Origin of the sequence: Bacillus sp. FSL P4-0334, from assembly GCF_038004825.1 — a bacterium.
Lineage (GTDB): Bacteria > Bacillota > Bacilli > Bacillales > Bacillaceae > Bacillus > Bacillus velezensis.
Map to the genome: position 1 here is coordinate 3,089,746 of NZ_JBBORX010000001.1, position 16,788 is coordinate 3,106,533.

The window sequence follows — 16,788 nt, forward strand, 5'->3', positions numbered from 1 at the left end:
TTTTCCTGTTTATGCGACAAAAATAGAAGGAGCGGCGTAACAGTAATAGACAATTCTTTCTTTTCTCCTTTTGTATAATAGAAAGCAATAACGAAGCGCTGTAAAAGGGGATGAGGAAATGGAACGTCATTACTATACGCACCTGATAAAGGATGAGTTTGCCAACCACTACTTCGGGCGGGAAACGGCTATGTTTGAGTTGTTTCGAGACTATCATTGGACAGATCTGACGCCCCAGGAATATCAAATGACAGAAAAGCAAGTTCAATATATAACGGAACCGATTCCGGTGATACATATGCATCAGCGTCTCCAGCTGCATTTAAACCGAATGAGTTACAGCTGTTTGGATTCCATTTACCGGCTTACACTGCCTGGAGAAAAGGGCCGCGCCACCTTCATGATGAAAGACAGTTTAATTGAGATTGCGGCTTCGGGAGATTATGAGGCGGAAACGATTTTCTTTGAGATTCTGCGTAAAATCAGCCCCTGTTTTCTTGCAATGGATTTCAAGACACGGCGCTACGGGTGGTTAAATCCGGTCAGAGAAAGAAATTTTGTCTAAAAACGAGGAAAAAGAGATGTAAATGTTGTATAATAGCCTTTGGTTTAGTACACTTTAAACTAGACAACATGAAGGAGGAAATAAAATGACTTTATGGGTTGGCATCCTAGTGGGCGTTGTCGCATTGCTCATAGGTGTTGCACTCGGGTTTTTTATTGCTCGTAAATATATGATGAGCTATTTGAAAAAGAATCCGCCTATTAATGAACAAATGTTACGCATGATGATGATGCAAATGGGAATGAAACCTTCTCAAAAGAAAATTAATCAAATGATGAAAGCCATGAATAATCAAGCGAAATAATACGTACAGATTATGATATAGAGATACATGGTTATAAAAATAAAAAACCCGGAGAGGGTTTTTTATTTTGGCGTCATGTTTCACCCCAACTGCCGGTGTGCAGTTCTTTTTGGTATTGTATGAGAAGGTGGTCAAGCTCCTGGCTGAGTTCTATCGTAATGTTTGATGTCATTCCGTTTGTCATGACGATTTTAAGCAGCTCTGCCCGTTTTTTTTCAATTTCATTTAATAGATGCTCTCTAATCACAGGGATATATCCTTTCATACATAAATCTTTCACCTGAGTCGCTATTATTATATCCACATTTATACTGTTTTTCAAATAAGAAGGAGTATAATATCTCGATGTCAAATTAAATTATATAAGCTTTTTCTATAAAAAGTAATCCTTCTCGGAAAAGTGTTAAAAAAATGAAATGATTTTGTCATAACTCGAAGGGAGTGTGTCATCGTGAGTTTTAATTACTTTCTGACGTTTGGGGCCGGATTTCTGTCTTTCATTTCTCCATGCTGTCTGCCGTTGTACCCCGCCTTTTTATCTTACATAACTGGTGTCAGTATGGACGAGGTGAAAACAGAAAAGGTGATGCTGCAAAAGCGTGGCCTCGTGCATACACTTTGTTTTTTGCTTGGTTTCTCCGTGATTTTTATCGCATTGGGATATGGAACTTCGTTTATCGGCAGTTTTTTTACCCAATATCATGAAGCGATCCGCCAGTTTGGCGCTATCATGCTGATCCTTTTCGGGCTGATTACTGCCGGTGTGTTTCAGCCGAAATTCATGATGAAAGAGCGGCGCATTCACTTTAAGCGCCGTCCGGAGGGGTTTATCGGTTCGGTTCTGATCGGTCTTGCGTTTGCAGCCGGCTGGTCGCCGTGCAGCGGGCCCATTTTAGGGGCCGTGTTTTCGCTGGCCAATACAAATCCTTCTTCAGCAGTGCCGTATATGTTTTTATATGTTCTCGGATTTGCGATTCCTTTTCTTGTTCTTTCATTTTTTATTACCAGAATGAATTGGATTCGCAAGCATCAGCTGCTTATCATGAAAATCGGCGGCATTCTTATGATTCTGATCGGAGTTATGCTGTTTTTTAACTGGATGAGCTACATTCTGATCGTTCTGTCAAATCTTTTCGGAGGATTTACGGGTCTGTAACGGATTAATAACTTTTGAACTATTATATACCCTTTTGTTTTTGGTACAATAAGACTAGTTAATGTTAAATATGTGGAGGGGAATATGACACGAGTTTTAGTTGTAGATGACGCCAAGTTCATGAGGGTGAAAATCAGAGAGATTCTGGAATCGGCGAATTATACAGTTGCCGGGGAAGCGGCTGACGGTGAGGAAGCCCTGGCAGTATATCAAAAAATCCGTCCCGACCTGGTGACAATGGATATTACCATGCCGGTCAAAAACGGTATACAGGCCCTGCAGGATATTTTAGCTTTTGACCCGAAAGCCCGGATCATCATGTGCACCGCCATGCGGCAGCAGCGGATCGTTCTGGAAGCGATTGAATTAGGCGCTAAAGACTTTATCGTTAAACCGTTTGAAGCATCTAAAGTGCTGGAGGCCGTAGGCCGGGTAACGGGAACGTAAACGTGTTCTCTTTTCAAATTGGTTTTTTTTATGTTTTTGGAGTATAGTATATAGTATCAAACTCCGTGCAAGCAAAGGAATGATAAAGATGATGATTATAATTTCATCCGTTATTGCAGCGGCCATGGCAATTTCCGTGATGATCGTCAGGATTAAATCCTCCGACAAGCCCGCTTCACCTAAAAAAATAATTCTCCCGCCGATTTTCATGAGTACGGGAGCGCTTATGTTCCTTTTTCCGATTTTCAGAGTGACGGGCGAAGAATTTTTGGAGGCCATTACGCTGGGCGTGATCTTCTCTATTTTTCTGATTAAAACATCTAAATTTGAGATTAAAAATAATGAAATCTATTTAAAACGGTCAAAAGCGTTTGTGTTTATCCTGATTGGTCTCTTGGTTATCAGAATCGCTATGAAATCCATTTTGAGCACGACGATTGATTACGGAGCTTTAAGCGGAATGTTTTGGATTCTGGCTTTCGGAATGATTGTCCCGTGGCGCATCGCGATGTTTTTGTCTTACCGCAAACTTTCGAATGAACTGAAGACCGCTGATATTCAGATGAATTAAAACCTTTCCGTACGCCGGAAAGGTTTTTTATTTGAGCAGGGCTTGATAAGGAGTAAGATCAATCTGTTTTTCACGGAGATGCTTTTTTAAAAATTGATGATCACGCTTAGGAGTGGCCAGTATGTAACCCCTGATGATTAAATCACGATTTATTTGTTCAGCTTCCTCCGCTAAGGAAAGTTCACCGATTTTTCCGGCGATTTTCGCTTTGGCTACATCCCGAAAGAGCTCCGGCACGGGGGCGACCAATTCATCCAAAAACGCCTTGTCACCCTCATTCCATAAGTGCCTGCTTTTTTCAATATAATAGTCCTGCCAATCCAGTTCTGACCGGCCGTCTTCTTTCGGTAAGCGTTTTAAAAATTTTCGAAACATAAAAAACCCGCCGATAGACAGCAATCCGATCATCACGATGACCCAAAATAAAATAAACCACATAAACCAGCCTTCCAGCATTGTTCTATCTCCTCCTTACTTTAACCATATTGTAAACGAAGACAGAATAGAAGAACACATGAAAAAAAGAATAGAAAAAATGATAGATGTCCAGTCATTCCGGTTGGTAGAACATATTCTATCGTATAGTGATTCTGCTATTTGGCCATGGGAGATTCACTTTGAGGGTATATGACTGATATGACCGGACAAAAAAGCCGCTTCCATTGAGGGATGAAAGCGGCTTTTTTATGTTATAGAGGAAATTGAAAGGAAAATGAGGCAGGAGTCTCATTTGGCTCCTTGTTCATGGAGACGGTCAGAATATGGTTGGTGAAATCAGTGAAAATATGTTTGTCATTCAGATAAAAAGGAAGCACCATTTGTTTGTTTAACGTCCGTTCAAGCGTTTTAACAGAGAGCATAAATTCATTCCCCGAAAGAGTGACGGTTATCGCTTGCACCTGCTTCAGCGCCGTCAGGTCGGCTTCAATGATATATTGACGGCTTGTTTCATATAGATCGATCGGCAGCGTCTCGTCATACCAAGCATACGGGTCCTCGTAAAACTGCCGCAGCCATTCTTCCGTATCATCAAATTCTTCAGCGTTTTTTGAGTGATTCATGGAAGCATCCCTCCATATTAAAAAGCCTTGCTATAACGTATGCAGAAGCTTTGAATGGGTGAATGGCACAAAAAAACAGACACGGGGTCTGTTTTACATATCGTGGCTTGTATTATGTTTTTGTCTTGTATGGTTGCGGTTTTTTACTTTTTTGCTTCCGCTCAGCGGTTCCGGCTGGCCGGGGTTATGGCCCTTCGGAGCATTTTTATGCATATCTTTACTCGTATTTTTATTTGTCATGTTAATGCCTCCTTTTTAAGGTGTTCCGGCTATTGGTTTGTTTTTCTTTTTTTATTGTTCTGCCGTTCTTCTTCCGTCAGGACGAGCTGGTCATTTTCTATATAACCCGCGCCTTTGCCTTGGCTTTTCGCATCATTCATGCCGTTAATGACATGATTGGCTTTCCGTTTTACCATGATCATCACCTCAACATTAATATGGCTCTTTACAGCCCGTTGTATGAGGCGGAAAATCGGACAAAATTTACCGAAAATCATGCTGATAAGACGATCTTATTGTATTTAATAAAAACATTGATATTTACTTATGTATGATTTTATACTAAGATGAAATTGTGAGAAAATTGTGATGGAATGTGAACATTCATCTAAAGAACGATCTTGATCATTGAAGGGGGATTTTGGAGAATGACAAATCAGCAAAAAGTCGCAACACAAGACGTTTTCCAAGCAAGAAAAACATTTTCTTCAAATGGGAAAACATACAACTACTATTCATTAAAAGCATTGGAAGACGCAGGGGTCGGCAATGTTTCAAAACTTCCTTATTCTATTAAGGTTCTTTTGGAATCCGTTTTGCGTCAGGTAGACGGACGCGTCATTACAAAAGAGCATGTTGAAAATTTAGCAAGATGGGGTACTGCTGAATTAAAAGATATCGATGTGCCGTTTAAACCGTCACGGGTTATTCTACAGGACTTTACCGGCGTTCCGGCCGTAGTTGACCTGGCATCTTTAAGAAAAGCCATGGCTTCTGTCGGCGGAGACCCTGATAAAATCAATCCTGAAATTCCGGTTGACCTGGTCATTGACCACTCCGTACAAGTCGACAAAGCCGGTACGGAAGACGCGTTAGCCATTAATATGGACTTAGAATTCGAAAGAAATGCAGAACGTTATAAATTTTTAAGCTGGGCAAAGAAAGCGTTTAACAATTATCAGGCCGTTCCGCCTGCAACAGGTATCGTTCACCAGGTAAACCTTGAGTTTTTGGCAAGTGTCGTTCATACGAAAGAGGAAGACGGAGAACTTGTGACATATCCTGATACTTTGGTGGGAACAGATTCCCATACAACAATGATTAACGGAATCGGCGTCCTCGGCTGGGGTGTCGGCGGTATTGAGGCGGAAGCGGGAATGCTCGGCCAGCCTTCATATTTCCCTGTTCCTGAGGTCATCGGCGCGAAACTTGTCGGAAAATTGCCTAACGGAACGACGGCGACTGACTTGGCGCTGAAAGTCACTCAAGTGCTGCGCGAAAAAGGCGTAGTCAATAAATTTGTTGAATTCTTCGGTCCTGGTGTTGCTGAGCTTCCGCTTGCGGATCGGGCGACTATTGCCAATATGGCGCCGGAATACGGAGCGACTTGCGGATTCTTCCCGGTTGACGAGGAAGCACTTTCTTACCTGCGTCTGACCGGCCGTGAAGAAGAGCAGATCGATATTGTGGAAGCATACTGCCGCAACAACGGTTTATTCTATACGCCTGACGCGGAAGAGCCGATTTTTACAGACGTTGTGGAAATTGATCTGTCAAAAATTGAAGCGAACCTATCAGGACCGAAACGTCCGCAGGATTTAATCCCGCTTTCCGTTATGCAGGAAACGTTTAAAAAACATCTAGTCAGCCCGGCCGGCAACCAAGGATTCGGAGCGGATGCTGATGAAGAGAACAAAGAAATTTCATTTAAACTTAACAGCGGCGAAGATGCGGTTATGAAAACAGGGGCGATTGCAATCGCCGCTATTACAAGCTGTACGAATACATCAAACCCTTATGTATTAATCGGTGCCGGATTGGTAGCCAAAAAAGCGGTAGAATTAGGCTTGAAAGTGCCGAATTATGTTAAAACATCACTTGCACCGGGGTCTAAGGTTGTTACTGGATACTTAGTCAACTCCGGCCTGCTTCCTTACATGAAGGAGCTCGGATTTAACCTCGTAGGGTATGGCTGTACGACATGTATCGGGAACTCCGGCCCGCTTTCTCCAGAGATTGAAGAAGCGGTTGCTAAAAATGATCTCTTGATCACTTCTGTCTTGTCAGGTAACAGAAACTTTGAAGGCCGGATCCATCCGCTTGTCAAAGGAAACTACCTTGCGTCACCTCCGCTTGTTGTCGCATACGCATTAGCAGGCACTGTGAATATCAACCTGAAAACGGATCCGATCGGTGTCGGAAATGACGGACAAAATGTTTATTTCGATGACATCTGGCCGTCCATGGATGAAATCAATTCTCTCGTCAAACAGACTGTTACGCCGGAATTATTCCGCAAAGAGTATGAAACGGTATTTGACGACAACCAGCGCTGGAACGAAATCGAAACGACGGATGAAGCGCTGTACAAGTGGGATCAGGATTCCACTTACATTCAAAACCCGCCGTTCTTTGAGGAAATGTCTGTAGAGCCGGGAAAAGTTGAGCCTTTAAGAGGACTTCGCGTTGTCGGCAAATTCGGCGATTCTGTGACGACTGACCACATTTCTCCGGCCGGAGCGATCGGAAAAGACACACCGGCGGGCAAATACCTGCAGGAAAAAGGCGTTTCTCCTCGTGACTTTAACTCTTACGGCTCACGCCGCGGAAACCATGAAGTCATGATGAGAGGAACATTCGCCAATATCCGCATTAAAAACCAAATCGCACCGGGTACAGAAGGCGGATACACAACACATTGGCCTACCGGGGAAGTGACATCTATTTATGATGCCTGCATGCGGTATAAAGATGATAAAACGGGTCTTGTCGTCCTGGCCGGAAAAGATTACGGAATGGGCTCTTCACGTGACTGGGCTGCAAAAGGAACAAACCTGCTCGGCATCAGAACAGTCATTGCCGAAAGCTTTGAAAGAATTCACAGAAGCAACCTCGTCTTCATGGGTGTGCTGCCGCTTCAGTTCAAACAGGGTGAAAACGCGGATACACTCGGCTTAACCGGTAAGGAAGTCATCGAGGTGGATGTTGATGAATCTGTACGTCCGCGCGACTTGCTGACTGTCAGAGCAATCAGTGAAGACGGTAAGGTAAAAACATTTGAAGTTGTTGTCCGTTTTGACAGTGAAGTGGAAATTGATTACTATCGCCACGGCGGCATTTTACAAATGGTGCTTCGCGATAAAATGAAACAGTAGCAGTATGAACAAAGGAGAGAAAGCAGTCTGCTTTCTCTCTTTTTATGCGGGAGGCCTTGAGATGCTTGCGAAATGGCTGGGCGGAATGTTACTTATCGGGTTGTTAGTGTATGCGGGCTGGAACATTTATTCTGTACAAAAAAGTCCGAAAGAAGGGACGGAAGAAGGGATGAAAGCCCCTGACTTTACACTTGATACCTTGTCAGGAAAAAGTATCTCCCTTTCTGATTATAAAGGAAAAAAAGTGCTCCTCAATTTCTGGGCGACGTGGTGCAAGCCGTGCCGAATGGAAATGCCCGATATGCAGGAGCTGCAGAAAGAATATCCTGATATTGCGGTAGCAGCCGTTAATTTTACATCCTCTGAAAAAAATATACAGGCTGTGAAATCATTTGCTGATCATTATCAGCTGACCTTTCCTATTCTGATTGACAAAAGCGGAATTAACGGAGATTTCAACGTGCTTTCTTATCCGACAACATACATATTAGACGAAAAAGGAACCATTCAGCATATTCGCGTAGGCACGATGACAAAAAAAGAAATGAAAGAAAAACTGGATCTCAAATAGAGGTTCAGTTTTTTTATTGTGAAGGGCTTAGGTTTTGAAAAATTGGAAAAAATGAATGAAAACACGGAGGTGAGAAGATTGAAAAAAATGCGAAAACGTTCTTTTCATGAATTGGTTATGGAAAATAAACGTGAGCTGATGACCAATACGGAATATTTGAATCAGCTTGAAGAAAAGCTGGAGCAGCGGTTCAAACAAAAATAACCTTTAATTTGCAGTCATGTTTGCACCTCCTTTTGCAAAATATACTCTTAAGGAGGGATGAACATGGGCATAAACAAGAAAGACGGCCAGCCGCAATACGCTCCGAGCCACTTAGGGACAAAACCCGTTAAATATAAACGCAACAAAGGGGAAAAGTTTCATGACAAGTCAAACGGACATCCGATTGTCATGCAGACGAAAGGCGAATAACATCATCAAAGGAGAGCAGACATTATGACAAACAATTATCAAAAACCGAATCCGGATGACCGTTCCGATAACGTTGAAAAGCTGCAGGATATGGTGCAGAATACCATTGAAAATATAGAAGAAGCCAAAGAATCAATGGAATTTGCGACAGATGAGGAAAAACAGCGCATTCAAGAGAAGAATGCCAGACGCAATGAAAGCATTGAATCGTTCCGCAGTGAAATCCAGGATGAATCGGCTGCAAGAGAAAACGGCTATCAATCATAATAAAAACCAGGGAAACCTGGTTTTTTTCTCTTTCCGGCTCGTTGTGATAAAATGGGGCTAATCTGATAATAAGGGAGCAGAGAACGTTGCATGTGTCAAAAAAAGAAATAGAAGTGCGTTATGCGGAAACAGATCAAATGGGTATCGTCTATCATGCCAATTACTTAGTCTGGATGGAGGTCGGCAGAACGGCGCTGATTAAGGAACTCGGATTCCTTTACAAGGATATGGAAGATAGAGGAGTGCTGTCCCCTGTATTGGATATCAGCATTTCTTATAAAAAGCCGCTCCGCTACGGAGAAACGGCTGTCGTACATACTTGGATTGAAGAATATAACGGATTTAAAACCGTTTACGGCTACCACATCTATAATCCGGATCAAGAACTTGCCATCAAAGCGACATCCTCTCATATATGCGTTGATAAAGAGAGCTTCAAACCGATTCAGTTTCGCAAGGCTTTTCCTGATTGGCATGCCGCTTACGAAAAGGCAAAAAAATAAGGAGCGGCTGCAGTTATGGCATTTGGAATTACGCGCAGGGAACTGGAAAGATGGAAGCGGGATGTATCGGAAGGGAAAATCGCTTTTTTAACGCATTACTGGCTGGATGACCGTTTTCCGGAGGCTAAGACCGTGACGAAGGCCGGTTCAAGCGATCTCAATAAACTGATCAGATGGGGAGCGGAATACGGGCTGAAGCCGGAGTGGATTCACCATAAAAATGAATTTCCCCACTTTGACCTGCTCGGTGATACGCAAAGAAGCATATTAGAAAAAGAACATCTGACTGATCATCTCAAAAGGTTCAGGCTGTAAAAAAAAGAACGCATCCGCTGCGTTCTTTTTTTCTTACACGTAATCAAATACCGGCTCTTCTGCCTGATCTGAATATGTGACTGACAAATCGTGATTATCAAAGTACCATAAGTCGCTTTCTTCAATAAAAAAGGTAATGCCTTCAACTTCCGTGCTGGTGCCGATGTTCATCGGCCGGTCTTTTAAAATGCCGAGAGAAAAGCCTTTCTGAACGTTGCTGCATCCCCCGTAACGGACAAAGAAACGGACATGGTCGCCTGTTTCCAGATCGAGCTCTTCTTTGTACCAATCCAGCGCGCCTTTCGTTACTTTCATGTTCATCCGGAACACTCCCTTTTTGTTTCTCATATAAAGAAATTATCTCTATTATAAACGCATATGGCATTTTGATGTCAAAATTGAAGTTTCATCAAAACCATTTAATCTTCGGTTCTGTTTTGTTTATAATCCTTTTGATGTTTGCCCTGTGTCTGTAGATAACAAACGCAGTCAAGAGCGTCACTACGACTAATAAATAAGGGTCTTTTACAAACAGACAGTAAATAATCGTATAAATCCCTGTTAACATTGAAGACAGAGAAACAAATTTCGTAAGGAATAAAAATACGAAAAATACTGCAACCATCGTAACGAATAACAGCGGAGCATAAAACAGCAGGACGCCCCCTGATGTGGCTACGGCTTTGCCTCCCTTAAACTTTGCGAACACGGGGAATACATGGCCGATTACTGCTGCCACCCCTGCGAGAAGAGGATGAATGGGGACGTGCAGTAAATATGGGAGCGCCGCGGCCAAGGTGCCTTTTAAAATATCGGCTGCGATGACAACAGATCCCGCTTTAACGCCAAGCGTGCGAAAAGCATTTGTAGCGCCCAAATTGCCGCTTCCGTGTTCTCTAATATCGATCCCTTTCGCAAGTTTGCCTACGATTAAACCTGACGGGATGCTGCCTATTACATAGGCCAAAATAATCAATAAAGCAATCAACATCTACATTTCTCCTTTTCAATGTCCCTTCACTCTATTTTAACACGAGTTGTTACCGTCTGATGACAAGTTTTTTGAGAATTAAGCTGACAAAGCGCTTTTTTTGATTCCGGCGAAGCGGTCATGTACAATATATCAAAAGGAGATGGTAAAGATGCAAAATCCTTCAAAATCAGAGATTAAAGAAATCCTGGACCGGAGCAAACGGATCGCAGTCGTCGGGCTGTCAGATCGTCCCGACCGGACTTCTTACATGGTTTCCAAAGCGATGCAGGATGAAGGGTATGAAATTATTCCCGTCAATCCAACGATTGATGAGGCGCTTGGCGTTAAAGCCGTCGCTTCATTAAAAGACGTGGAGGGACCGATTGATATCGTGAATGTGTTCAGACGCTCTGAGCAGCTTCCCGGCGTCGCTGAAGAATTTTTACAGACGGACGCTCCCGTTTTTTGGGCGCAGCAGGGCCTTGCAAATGAAGAAGCGTATCGCATGATTACAGACAAAGGACGGACGGCTGTTATGGATTTATGTATAAAAGTCGCCCGCGCTGTTATAAAATAGGAACAAAAAAGGCAAAAATCCTTGGCAAATCAGGGGTTTTTGCTTTTTTATTGAAAGAATACTCTTTGCGTATGATGATGAAACAGATACAATAAAGCATGAACAGCTTTTTTAGAAACCCCTTTATACAGGGGTTTACAGTCTGTTTGCGATGGCCGGCATAAAGCTATATAATAGAAAGCGAACTCATGTTCTTATTCGCTGAAAAGGGCACCAGAAAGATGAAAAGCCGTTCGAATGTATGTCTTGCGGCCTAAAAAACGAGCCATTCGCTTAAATATGTTGCGAAATCAAGCATATTGGTTATAATTGTGAGTCCGAGGAGAATTGGACCGAAGCTTGCGCATACTGAAAAACAAAGACATGAAAACATTTAAAAAAGAGAATGATTAAGAGCAGGTTTTTTGAAAGGGGTTTGTACGTTTGGCTAGAAAACAGCAATTTGATTACAACGAAGATGCCATACAGGTGCTTGAAGGCCTGGAAGCCGTCAGAAAACGACCGGGAATGTACATCGGTTCGACGGACGCACGCGGCCTGCACCATCTGGTATATGAGATCGTCGACAATTCCGTCGATGAAGTTCTTGCCGGCTACGGAGATCATATTATCGTAACGATACATAAGGACAACAGCATCTCTGTACAGGACAGAGGACGCGGAATGCCGACCGGGATGCATAAGCTCGGAAAGCCGACGCCGGAAGTTATTTTCACCGTGCTGCATGCCGGGGGGAAATTCGGACAGGGCGGCTATAAAACAAGCGGCGGTCTGCATGGTGTCGGCGCATCTGTCGTAAACGCATTATCAGAGTGGCTGACGGTTACTATTGAGCGTGACGGATATGTGTATAAACAGCGGTTTGAAAACGGCGGCAAGCCCGTGACTTCACTTGAAAAAATCGGAACGACCAAAAAAACGGGAACGCTTACCCATTTTAAACCTGATCCGTCAATGTTCAGCGCAACGGTTTATAATTTTGACACGCTGTCAGAACGTCTGCGCGAATCGGCTTTCTTGTTAAAAGGTTTGAAAATAGAATTAATTGATGAACGGAACGGCGTAAAAGAAGTATTTTATTATGAGAACGGAATTGAAGCATTTGTCGCTTATCTAAACGAGGAAAAAGACGCTTTATGCGAAGTGGTTTCCTTTGAAGGCGAGCATCATGACATTGAAGTCGATTTCGCGTTTCAGTTTAATGACGGGTATTCAGAAAATATGCTGTCATTCGTTAATAACGTCAGAACAAAGGACGGCGGCACCCACGAATCAGGAGCCAAAACGGCAATGACAAGAGCGTTTAACGAGTATGCGCGAAAGGTCGCCCTTTTAAAAGAGAAAGACAAGAACCTTGAAGGCGCCGATATCAGGGAAGGTTTGTCCGCAATCATTTCCGTGCGTATCCCGGAGGAACTGCTGCAATTTGAAGGCCAGACGAAAGGGAAGCTTGGCACAAGTGAGGCGAGATCCGCCGCGGATGCCGTCATTTCCGAGAATCTTGCTTATTTCTTGGAAGAAAACCGCGATACGGCAACCCTGCTTGTCAAAAAAGCGATTAAAGCAAGCCAGGCCCGTGAAGCGGCCCGTAAAGCGAGAGAAGAAGCGAGAAGCGGCAAAAAACGCAAAAAATCAGAAGCGACGCTGAGCGGAAAACTCACACCGGCCGGTTCCAGAAACCCGGCGAAGAATGAATTGTATCTGGTGGAGGGAGACTCTGCGGGAGGTTCTGCAAAACAGGGAAGAGACCGGAAATTCCAAGCCGTGCTGCCCCTTCGCGGAAAGGTCATCAACACAGAGAAAGCAAAGCTTGCAGACATCTTCAAAAATGAAGAAATCAATACGATTATTCATGCGATCGGAGGCGGTGTCGGCGCAGATTTTGAGATAGACGACATCAATTATGACAAGATCATCATCATGACGGACGCGGATACCGACGGCGCGCACATTCAAGTCTTGCTGTTAACGTTTTTCTACCGCTATATGAAACCTTTAATCGAGCACGGAAAAGTCTTCATCGCCCTTCCGCCTCTTTACAAAGTGAGTAAAGGAAGCGGTAAGAAAGAGATTATTGAATATGCTTGGTCCGACGAAGAAATGGACGGCGTTTTAAAGAAAGTCGGCAAAGGGTATACCATCCAGCGCTATAAAGGGTTGGGAGAAATGAACGCAGACCAGCTCTGGGAAACGACGATGAATCCCGAATCGCGAACGCTCGTCAGAGTCAAGATCGACGATGCGGCACGGGTAGAACGCCGTGTAACGACATTAATGGGAGACAAAGTAGAACCGAGAAGAAAATGGATTGAAAAAAATGTTGCCTTCGGATTAGATGAGGAAAGCAATATTTTAGAAAATGAAAACTTGTCGGTCGCTGAGGAGGTTTAATAGTGGCACAGCCAGAATTATTTCATGATTTACCGTTAGAAGAAGTAATCGGCGACCGTTTCGGACGCTACAGTAAATACATTATTCAAGACAGGGCGCTGCCCGACGCTCGTGACGGTTTAAAGCCGGTGCAGCGGAGAATTTTATACGCCATGCACGCGGACGGAAATACATTCGATAAAAATTTCCGTAAAGCGGCGAAAACGGTCGGGAACGTTATCGGTAATTATCATCCGCACGGTGACAGCTCTGTTTATGAAGCGATGGTGCGGATGAGCCAGGATTGGAAAGTGCGGAATGTGCTGATTGAGATGCACGGCAACAATGGAAGCATTGACGGTGATCCGCCGGCTGCCATGCGTTATACGGAAGCGAGATTATCTTCTATCGCGTCAGAGCTTTTGCGTGATATTGATAAAAATACGGTTGAATTCGTTCCGAACTTTGATGACACTAGTAAAGAACCGGTTGTTTTGCCCGCCATGTTCCCTAACTTGCTTGTCAACGGATCAACCGGGATTTCAGCGGGCTATGCGACTGATATTCCCCCTCATCATCTGGGTGAGGTCATTGATGCCGTCATTAAACGGATTGAATCTCCGGATTGCACCGTCGATGACTTGATGCAGGTGATTAAAGGGCCTGACTTTCCGACAGGAGGCATTATTCAAGGAGTCGACGGCATTCGGAAGGCTTATGAAACCGGAAAAGGCAAAATTATTATCCGCGGCAAGGCTGAAGTGGAATCCGTAAGAGGCGGACGGGAGCAGATCGTCATTACAGAAATTCCGTTTGAAGTAAACAAAGCCAATCTCGTAAAGAAAATGGACGAATACCGCATCGACAAAAAAGTCGAAGGCATTTCTGAAGTCCGGGATGAAACTGACCGCACGGGGCTTCGGGTGGTCGTTGAGTTAAAGAAAGAAGCCGATGCAAAAGGCATCCTGAATTTCTTATATAAAAACACTGATCTGCAGACAACTTATAACTTTAATATGGTCGCCATACATAACCGCCGGCCGATGCTGATGAGTCTTACGGCCATCCTGGATGCGTATATTTCCCATCAGAAGGAAGTGGTGACAAACCGCTCCGTCTTTGAATTGCAAAAAGCAAAAGAGCGGCACCACATCGTTGAAGGACTGATGAAGGCACTGTCTGTGTTAGATGAGGTCATAGCCGTCATCCGGGCAAGCAGCGACAAGAAAGATGCGAAACAAAACGTAATGTCTAAATTCGCATTTACGGAGCCGCAGGCCGAAGCGATCGTATCCTTGCAGCTGTATCGTCTGACAAACACGGATATTACGGCGCTAAAAGAGGAAGCGGAAGAGCTCAGCAAGAAAATTCAGGAGCTCGAAGCCATTTTAAGTCATGATAAAAAGCTGTTAAAAGTCATTACAAGCAGCCTGAAAAAATTGAAAAAGACCTATGCTGACAGCAGACGGTCTGTCATTGAAGAAAAGATTGAGGAAATTAAAATCAATCTTGAAGTCATGGTTGCCTCTGAGGACGTATATGTGACAGTCACAAAAGACGGCTATGTAAAACGAACAAGCCAGCGGTCATTTGCCGCTTCTAACGGCCAGGATTTCGGTATGAAGGATACTGACAGGCTGATTCACCAATTTGAAATGAATACAACGGATGTTCTCCTGCTCTTTACCAATAAGGGAAGCTATGTTTATTGTCCGGTTCACCAGCTTCCCGATATCAGGTGGAAAGACATGGGGCAGCACGTAACGAACATCATCACGATTGACCGAGATGAAACCATCGTGAAAGCTATACCGGTAAAAGAATTTGATCCATCTTCATATTTATTGTTTATGACGAAAAACGGCATGGTGAAAAGAACTGAAATGACGCATTACAAAGCGCAGCGTTACTCGAAAGCGCTTGTTGCCCTTAACCTTAAAGGGGACGACGAGCTGATTGATGTTCATGTCACAGACGGCGGCAGCCAGCTGTTTATCGCCACTCGCCTCGGGTATGGTTTATGGTTCGGTGAAGATGAAGTAAATGTAGTCGGTGCCCGTGCGGCCGGCGTAAAGGGCATAAATGTAAAAGACGGTGATACCGTCGTATCAGGACAAATCCTGCATGAGACAGATTCGCTTGTCCTTGTCACACAGCGGGGAGCAATCAAGCGGATGAACCTATCTGAATTCGAAAAAACATCCAGGGCGAAGCGCGGTGTCATCATGCTGCGTGAGCTTAAAAAGAACCCGCATCGCGCAGTCGGCGTATTCGCGTGCGCTTTAGCCGACATGATCGCTGCGGAAACAGAAAAAGGCGAGAGAATCGAAATCGCCGTGAAGTCCTTGCGGGCGAATGACCGATACAGCAACGGCTCCTTCTTTACCGATGAAGATGAGACAGGGCCGGTAACAGATGTATGGCGTATCCCCGCGTCTGATGTTTAAGAGTAAAAATAAAATAAAAAAACCTCCGCTCATTGAGCGGAGGTTTTACTATTTAGCTTTCATGGCTGCCGAATAAGTCAGTGATAGCGTGAACGACTTCGATTCCCTGCCATACAAATAAATTCAATGCAGTGAATGAAAACAACCCTAAAATCACCATTCGTAAGATAAACAACATGTTTAACAACCTCCTCATTTTATGTTACATAGATAGGCGATGTTGAACATGAAGCTCATCGAAATACGAGGACTGATAAAATTTAGCGATTAAAAAGCTTTTCTTTCGCTGTCTTCTCCGGGAAGCGGGGCGTCTCCTGTCTGATATCACGATCAGTGAGACAGAAGCGGCAAAAAGCGCCGTCAAGATATATGAGCCCGTCAGCGATTTTTTCTCATCATCAGCATTTTGGCCGGCCTTCATTTCGTGCATTTCCTGCTGGTCGGCTACCGCTTTAAAATGATGAGCAGTATCGAACGCATGGGGAATGGAGAGCAAATGAAAGCTTGCAATCGCTAAAAATAAAATAGAAGCTTTTAAAAACAAGATTTTTTTCAAATGTTCTCCCCCCTTCATAAGTCTGAATATTTTTATTATAATACCCTAATTTAAATGTAAAGTAAACATATTTATTAAATTTAAAAAATTATTATCCTGGTTAAGTATATACCATTCCATCCATCTTTTCATCTCTTTTTTCTTAAAGACCTATTTGTTATGATATGCACGCATTCCTTATGGCGTGACAACATTTTTCGGGCTGTAAGATAAAAAACGGGGCATGACAGCAAAAGACGTGATGTAGAAACCGAAACATTTTCTTAAAAAAACTTCTCAACCACTGTTGTTGTGATATAATAATACTCGTTGTGTTA

24 protein-coding genes are annotated in these 16,788 nt (G+C 43.6%); 15 read left to right on the plus strand and 9 right to left on the minus strand.

Annotated features, from left to right (window positions below; genetic code table 11):
* Positions 1-118: 118 nt before the first annotated feature.
* Together sirA and NSQ37_RS15770 are read left to right on the plus strand one after the other, a co-directional pair.
* Positions 119-565 (plus strand): sporulation inhibitor of replication protein SirA, encoded by a 447-nt coding sequence (gene sirA, locus NSQ37_RS15765; RefSeq protein WP_253612955.1) that lies wholly within the window; start codon positions 119-121, stop codon positions 563-565.
* 85 nt (positions 566-650) lie between these two features.
* Positions 651-869, plus strand: coding sequence for a YneF family protein (locus NSQ37_RS15770; RefSeq protein ID WP_003153994.1), 219 nt, complete (start codon positions 651-653; stop codon positions 867-869).
* A gap of 73 nt (positions 870-942) precedes the next feature.
* Here NSQ37_RS15770 and NSQ37_RS15775 read toward each other — a convergent pair whose 3' ends face one another.
* Positions 943-1,116 carry an aspartyl-phosphate phosphatase Spo0E family protein gene (locus tag NSQ37_RS15775; RefSeq protein WP_012117647.1) on the minus strand — a complete coding sequence of 58 codons (174 nt, stop codon included), beginning with the start codon at positions 1,114-1,116 and terminating at the stop codon, positions 943-945.
* Between the two features lie 201 nt (positions 1,117-1,317).
* On the opposite strand from NSQ37_RS15775, the gene NSQ37_RS15780 reads away from it, so the two are divergent.
* The 3 genes from NSQ37_RS15780 to NSQ37_RS15790 all read left to right on the plus strand — a co-directional run bounded on the left by NSQ37_RS15780 (position 1,318) and on the right by NSQ37_RS15790 (position 3,043).
* A complete protein-coding gene (locus NSQ37_RS15780) occupies positions 1,318-2,025 on the plus strand; it encodes a cytochrome c biogenesis protein CcdA (RefSeq protein WP_088056486.1) in 708 nt (235 codons plus the stop codon).
* Positions 2,026-2,109: 84 nt separating this feature from the next.
* Positions 2,110-2,472: a response regulator gene (locus NSQ37_RS15785; RefSeq protein WP_007410327.1), complete on the plus strand. Its 363-nt coding sequence runs from the start codon at positions 2,110-2,112 to the stop codon at positions 2,470-2,472.
* Between the two features lie 79 nt (positions 2,473-2,551).
* A complete protein-coding gene (locus NSQ37_RS15790; protein ID WP_007611735.1) occupies positions 2,552-3,043 on the plus strand; it encodes a CcdC family protein in 492 nt (163 codons plus the stop codon).
* A 27-nt stretch (positions 3,044-3,070) separates the two neighbouring features.
* Here the strand turns inward: NSQ37_RS15790 and NSQ37_RS15795 are convergent, their stop codons facing one another.
* The 4 genes from NSQ37_RS15795 to sspO all read right to left on the minus strand — a co-directional run bounded on the left by NSQ37_RS15795 (position 3,071) and on the right by sspO (position 4,520).
* On the minus strand, positions 3,071-3,499 hold the full coding sequence (locus NSQ37_RS15795) for a DUF2621 domain-containing protein (protein ID WP_007410325.1): 429 nt from the start codon (positions 3,497-3,499) through the stop codon (positions 3,071-3,073).
* A gap of 233 nt (positions 3,500-3,732) precedes the next feature.
* Positions 3,733-4,104 (minus strand): Hsp20/alpha crystallin family protein, encoded by a 372-nt coding sequence (locus NSQ37_RS15800; protein ID WP_003153985.1) that lies wholly within the window; start codon positions 4,102-4,104, stop codon positions 3,733-3,735.
* A gap of 93 nt (positions 4,105-4,197) precedes the next feature.
* On the minus strand, positions 4,198-4,344 hold the full coding sequence (locus NSQ37_RS15805) for a small acid-soluble spore protein P (protein WP_003153984.1): 147 nt from the start codon (positions 4,342-4,344) through the stop codon (positions 4,198-4,200).
* Positions 4,345-4,373: 29 nt separating this feature from the next.
* Positions 4,374-4,520: an acid-soluble spore protein SspO gene (sspO, locus tag NSQ37_RS15810; protein ID WP_003153982.1), complete on the minus strand. Its 147-nt coding sequence runs from the start codon at positions 4,518-4,520 to the stop codon at positions 4,374-4,376.
* 231 nt (positions 4,521-4,751) lie between these two features.
* Between sspO and acnA the strand changes: the two genes are divergently transcribed.
* The 7 genes from acnA to NSQ37_RS15845 all read left to right on the plus strand — a co-directional run bounded on the left by acnA (position 4,752) and on the right by NSQ37_RS15845 (position 9,548).
* Complete coding sequence (acnA, locus tag NSQ37_RS15815) at positions 4,752-7,478, plus strand: aconitate hydratase AcnA (RefSeq protein ID WP_094031739.1); 2,727 nt, start codon at positions 4,752-4,754, stop codon at positions 7,476-7,478.
* Positions 7,479-7,539: 61 nt separating this feature from the next.
* A complete protein-coding gene (locus tag NSQ37_RS15820) occupies positions 7,540-8,049 on the plus strand; it encodes a TlpA family protein disulfide reductase (protein WP_003153980.1) in 510 nt (169 codons plus the stop codon).
* A 78-nt stretch (positions 8,050-8,127) separates the two neighbouring features.
* Positions 8,128-8,253, plus strand: a complete 126-nt coding sequence (locus NSQ37_RS15825; RefSeq protein ID WP_012117651.1) for an FbpB family small basic protein — start codon at positions 8,128-8,130, stop codon at positions 8,251-8,253.
* A gap of 63 nt (positions 8,254-8,316) precedes the next feature.
* Positions 8,317-8,463, plus strand: coding sequence for an acid-soluble spore protein N (locus tag NSQ37_RS15830; protein WP_003153977.1), 147 nt, complete (start codon positions 8,317-8,319; stop codon positions 8,461-8,463).
* A 24-nt stretch (positions 8,464-8,487) separates the two neighbouring features.
* Positions 8,488-8,730: a small acid-soluble spore protein Tlp gene (tlp, locus tag NSQ37_RS15835; protein WP_007410320.1), complete on the plus strand. Its 243-nt coding sequence runs from the start codon at positions 8,488-8,490 to the stop codon at positions 8,728-8,730.
* An 86-nt stretch (positions 8,731-8,816) separates the two neighbouring features.
* Positions 8,817-9,233 carry a YbgC/FadM family acyl-CoA thioesterase gene (locus tag NSQ37_RS15840; RefSeq protein ID WP_003153973.1) on the plus strand — a complete coding sequence of 139 codons (417 nt, stop codon included), beginning with the start codon at positions 8,817-8,819 and terminating at the stop codon, positions 9,231-9,233.
* A 15-nt stretch (positions 9,234-9,248) separates the two neighbouring features.
* The gene (locus tag NSQ37_RS15845; protein WP_043021138.1) at positions 9,249-9,548 is read left to right on the plus strand and encodes a hypothetical protein; all 300 of its coding nucleotides are present in this window, start codon (positions 9,249-9,251) and stop codon (positions 9,546-9,548) included.
* Positions 9,549-9,581: 33 nt separating this feature from the next.
* Here NSQ37_RS15845 and NSQ37_RS15850 read toward each other — a convergent pair whose 3' ends face one another.
* Positions 9,582-9,869 (minus strand): HesB/YadR/YfhF family protein, encoded by a 288-nt coding sequence (locus NSQ37_RS15850; RefSeq protein WP_007410318.1) that lies wholly within the window; start codon positions 9,867-9,869, stop codon positions 9,582-9,584.
* Positions 9,870-9,957: 88 nt separating this feature from the next.
* On the minus strand, positions 9,958-10,539 hold the full coding sequence (gene plsY, locus NSQ37_RS15855) for a glycerol-3-phosphate 1-O-acyltransferase PlsY (protein ID WP_007410317.1): 582 nt from the start codon (positions 10,537-10,539) through the stop codon (positions 9,958-9,960).
* 151 nt (positions 10,540-10,690) lie between these two features.
* Here plsY and NSQ37_RS15860 point away from each other — a divergent pair, with 151 nt between their 5' ends.
* The 3 genes from NSQ37_RS15860 (at position 10,691) to parC (ending at position 15,915) form a co-directional block, all read left to right on the plus strand.
* Positions 10,691-11,098 carry a CoA-binding protein gene (locus tag NSQ37_RS15860; RefSeq protein WP_007410316.1) on the plus strand — a complete coding sequence of 136 codons (408 nt, stop codon included), beginning with the start codon at positions 10,691-10,693 and terminating at the stop codon, positions 11,096-11,098.
* 423 nt (positions 11,099-11,521) lie between these two features.
* Positions 11,522-13,489: a DNA topoisomerase IV subunit B gene (parE, locus tag NSQ37_RS15865; protein WP_007611767.1), complete on the plus strand. Its 1,968-nt coding sequence runs from the start codon at positions 11,522-11,524 to the stop codon at positions 13,487-13,489.
* 2 nt (positions 13,490-13,491) lie between these two features.
* A complete protein-coding gene (gene parC, locus NSQ37_RS15870; RefSeq protein ID WP_007410314.1) occupies positions 13,492-15,915 on the plus strand; it encodes a DNA topoisomerase IV subunit A in 2,424 nt (807 codons plus the stop codon).
* Between the two features lie 52 nt (positions 15,916-15,967).
* Here the strand turns inward: parC and NSQ37_RS15875 are convergent, their stop codons facing one another.
* Together NSQ37_RS15875 and NSQ37_RS15880 are read right to left on the minus strand one after the other, a co-directional pair.
* Positions 15,968-16,093 carry a hypothetical protein gene (locus tag NSQ37_RS15875; RefSeq protein WP_013352436.1) on the minus strand — a complete coding sequence of 42 codons (126 nt, stop codon included), beginning with the start codon at positions 16,091-16,093 and terminating at the stop codon, positions 15,968-15,970.
* 24 nt (positions 16,094-16,117) lie between these two features.
* On the minus strand, positions 16,118-16,471 hold the full coding sequence (locus NSQ37_RS15880; RefSeq protein WP_003153956.1) for a hypothetical protein: 354 nt from the start codon (positions 16,469-16,471) through the stop codon (positions 16,118-16,120).
* Between the last annotated feature and the right edge of the window lie 317 nt (positions 16,472-16,788).